This is a genomic window from Photorhabdus stackebrandtii, assembly GCF_011189495.1.
Taxonomy (GTDB): Bacteria; Pseudomonadota; Gammaproteobacteria; order Enterobacterales; family Enterobacteriaceae; genus Photorhabdus; species Photorhabdus khanii.
The window spans coordinates 1-3,218 of record NZ_PUJV01000082.1; the positions used below are offsets into that span (position 1 = coordinate 1).

The 3,218-nt window shown below is 45.0% G+C and carries 4 protein-coding genes; all 4 read right to left on the reverse strand.

Annotated features, from left to right (window positions below; all coding sequences use genetic code 11):
• Positions 1 to 157 precede the first annotated feature (157 nt).
• A complete protein-coding gene (locus tag C5470_RS21520) occupies positions 158 to 574 on the reverse strand; it encodes a type II toxin-antitoxin system VapC family toxin (protein WP_166291814.1) in 417 nt (138 codons plus the stop codon).
• The gene (locus C5470_RS21525) at positions 574 to 828 is read right to left on the reverse strand and encodes a type II toxin-antitoxin system Phd/YefM family antitoxin (protein ID WP_166291808.1); all 255 of its coding nucleotides are present in this window, start codon (positions 826 to 828) and stop codon (positions 574 to 576) included. Before C5470_RS21525 ends, C5470_RS21520 begins: the two co-directional genes overlap by 1 nt.
• A gap of 114 nt (positions 829 to 942) precedes the next feature.
• Positions 943 to 1,830, reverse strand: coding sequence for a class A beta-lactamase (gene bla / locus C5470_RS21530; RefSeq protein ID WP_166291810.1), 888 nt, complete (start codon positions 1,828 to 1,830; stop codon positions 943 to 945).
• A 272-nt stretch (positions 1,831 to 2,102) separates the two neighbouring features.
• Positions 2,103 to 2,807: an IS630 family transposase gene (locus tag C5470_RS21535; RefSeq protein ID WP_166291812.1), complete on the reverse strand. Its 705-nt coding sequence runs from the start codon at positions 2,805 to 2,807 to the stop codon at positions 2,103 to 2,105.
• Positions 2,808 to 3,218 lie beyond the last annotated feature (411 nt).

Consider the following 3,218-nt stretch of genomic DNA (forward strand, 5'->3'; position numbering starts at 1 on the left):
TAACTTATCAAGGGCAGTTGCCCTGATATTATGGGCTATTTTTAGCCTGTCATGGGTTGCCAGTCCCAATAACAGGCAATAAATTTCTGTGGGGTTATTTTCAATGCCGACCTTTTGCGACACCCTCGCACTGGGCGAGGGTTTACGGCGGGTCTTACTAAATCCAAGGGTTCAATATTGTCACTCCAGTCAACTCAAAATCGGCCACGTTCCGTGTGACTACTGTCATACCATGAACGAGTGCGGTTGCCGCGATAAGTGCATCACGCTCTGAGCATGGATCAGGTACATGCAGCTGGGCGCACCGCAACGCCACAGCCATATCTACCGGTAAGATCCGCCCAGTAAATTCCGGTATGACATGGTGGTTAAACCATGAACGCAATAATGCCCCTTGGATTATGTCTCGCCGTTCAATCTGTAAGATGCCGGTTTCCAGCTCCACAATGGTAATGGCCGATAGGAAAAGTTCCGCTGCATCAACACCTTCAGCCCATGAGGCAACCCCATTATTAGCCTTACCCGCCCGAACTTTCCGAAGCTCGGACACAACATTGGTATCAAGAACAAACATCATGAGAAATTAACCGGACGGCTATTAATGGTAGCTCGCGCCGGATTGAATTCAATATCTTCAACACCGGGCATTGCTAAAGCATCAGCGATGTTTCTGCGTTGCTTCGTGATCCGTTGATATTCCTCAATAGTCAGCAGGACATGCGCTGGCTTGCCGCGATCGGTGATAAACACAGGACCACTTTTGGCAGCCTTCTTTGCCCTACTGACATCTTGGTTGAGCTCCCGGCTTGATAAGGTTGTGATTGGCATAGTACCTCCCAATATAACAATCAATTTATGTAGGTACGTTACTACATAATTATCAAGGGGACAACTTTGGTGTTACTTACACTCTTGGCACAATTACCTGTATTCCAGAAAAAATTATGCCAAATGCTCCATCACCAATCGTGTAGCGGAAGCCAGCACATCATTGCGTGACTCAGCGTCTTTTTGATGTTGGGTAAAATAAATCGCCAGAACTACAGGTGATACCCCTTCTGGTGGCCAAAGTACGGCGACATCGTTACGGGTGCCGTAATCACCGCTACCCGTTTTGTCACCAACTACCCAACCAGTCGGTGCTCCGGCACGAATACTGGCATTTCCTGTGGTATTCCCTTTGAGCCAGACAACCAATTGTTCACGTTGTGGTTCAGCCAGAGTCTCTCCAAGCACGATTTTCTTCACACTAGCCGCCATTGCCGCTGGTGTTGTGGTATCTCTGGGATCATCGGGAATCGCGCTGTTCAGATCAGGTTCCCAGCGATCGAGCCGGAACGCTTTATCACCAAGGCCTTGAGCAAAGTGGTTCACCGCCGCTAACCCACCTAATTCTTTAATTAACAAGTTCGCCGCAGTGTTGTCGCTGTATTGCAACGTTGCGGCACATAGTTGTGTGATACTCATCCCTTGGTTCAGATTCTTGCGGGCAATCGGCGCATAAGACTGTAAGTCGGACTCACGATAATTGATATGTTTTGCTAACAGTTCTGATTGGGACATACTTTTATGTAACACTGCTGCCACCAGCATCAGTTTGAAAGTACTACAGAAAGGGAAACGCTCATTCCCTCGGTACTGGAGCTCCTGACCATTCGCAGTATTAATCAAGGTTACCCCCAGTCGGCCTTTTGTGCTGTTTTCCAACTCGGCAAGTTGTTGATGCAGTGATGAAGGAATAACTCCAGCCCATGCTGGAAGAGTGAAGTTGACCAAAGGGAGAGTAATACCTGCTAATAACAGCGAACGTCGCAATGGGGAATGTTTCATGTTTAGATCTCGTAGAATAAATGGTGGAACTACGTGGAGAAAAATGCATTATAGAGAAAAAAATCTATCTCACTAACAGTAACGTCTTATCCATAACAGGCTCGTCTGTGTTACTGTATAAAAATTCGCACAACATCAATCTGTTATAACTCACTGATGTTCTTAATAATCACGTTCATATCTTGAAGATTAAATTCTATCGAATTGATTTATCCATATTTTCCACGATATTAACTTTAAAATACATAATATGATTAACATTGTATACTCGCTTAACTTGAAGATGCAGGATTCAGAATCTGGAAGTTGTCATTAATACGGCGCGACAGCTTCCCGGCAAGTTCCGGTAATATTTCCGTAAAAAAGCGATGTATCGCCTGCCTGAACAAGGCCGCCGAGGCGAAGTAACGATTATTTCTGACTTGTTCATTCATCACTTTCCACAGCCTTTCTATCGGGTTCAGATTCGGGCTGTAGGGGGGTAAGTAATGAAGCTCGATATTCATCACATAAGCCCAGTCTTTCACCAACTCACTCCGGTGATAACCGGCTCCGTCAAGGATAATATGAACCTTCTGACTGACCGGATAGGTTTCACGCAGGGCAATGAAAAATTCTGCGATGTGATAACTGTCGATACGGTCATACTCGCGTACCACCGTTTTACCGATATCGGCCAGATTCAGGGCCCCCATCAGGTTCAGACGGGTACGGCTTCCTGTGGTTTTCACTGCGGTTTTCTGGCCTTTACGCATCCAGCCATAAGCCAGTTTCGTCCCCTGCGTGGGATGGTAATCGCTGATATGACGATTAACGGTCGTTTCATGCAGGCGCAGGGCTTGAGCGATCATGACAGAACTCCAACCCTCAGAGGCCAGCAGGACCGCTTTGATGCGATCACACTCCCGCTTATCACGGCAGGTGTGATGGAGGTGTTCAAGTTCGGCTTTTTGTTCATCGGTAATGAATATTTTCATGACGGATACCCTGAACCTCATTTGGGCGAAAATCAAGCAGTTTCAATGAGCACGGGTATATATTTTTATTATGAACCGATTTTTCACTTAATTTATATCTATATGTTAATGCCTTCTTTATATATTACGATTATCTTAACCTCTTGGTAATGGAAAAACAGCAATGTATTACACAGTAAAGCCTGAATTAAGCTGAATATCCAATTTTAATAAAAACTTACACATTACACCATCTTTATTTTTTAATTGTAACGTCTTCGTTATTTTAGATAATTCATATTGATGGCGGATTCGACTAATAAGTGCAATTTTTCAGAAAGGCGGTCAGTTGCTATAGTAGGCACCTTTCCCGCCACAGGAAAATGCACTATGGCCTATACACAACTGACCGAGACAGAAAGATATCAGATT